The organism is Halorubrum sp. SP3, from assembly GCF_005435195.1.
GTDB lineage: Archaea > Halobacteriota > Halobacteria > Halobacteriales > Haloferacaceae > Halorubrum > Halorubrum sodomense.
This window is the reverse complement of sequence record NZ_SGTU01000479.1, coordinates 1-356: the sequence shown is the minus strand read 5'-3', so window position 1 is coordinate 356 and position 356 is coordinate 1. Positions and strand designations below refer to the sequence as shown.

General features: G+C 51.7%; 1 protein-coding gene. It reads right to left on the bottom strand.

Features of this window, described 5'->3' with window-relative positions:
• A partial coding sequence (locus EXE42_RS17305) for a hypothetical protein (RefSeq protein ID WP_137707097.1) occupies window positions 1-321 on the bottom strand: 321 nt, incomplete at its 3' end.
• Window positions 322-356 lie beyond the last annotated feature (35 nt).

The following is a 356-nucleotide window of genomic DNA, read 5'->3' as shown; positions in this document are numbered from 1 at the left end:
GGGAACGCCTTCTGTGATGAACCGGAGTTCGACATTCGAAAGTACTTGTTTGTCACGGGATGATCGGGGAATCTCTGCCCTGATAAGCAAGTACTCGTCTTCGTAGGCAAGGTTGGCAATATAGATGAGGTGTCCATTCTTGTACGTTGGAATTTCCTCATCAGCGAACCTGGCGTGGGCTTCTCGAACAGCCGTGACAAGGTTAGCAGGCCCCCGACCGACGAGTGCCCCACCCAGCTGATGAACGGTGAACCAAGACGTGCTGAGTCTTCCTACGTTGTGGAGTCTTGCCAATCGGTCTGTGAACTCATCGACATCCATATCATCCATCCGTGTTCGGATTTCCATTGAGTTCT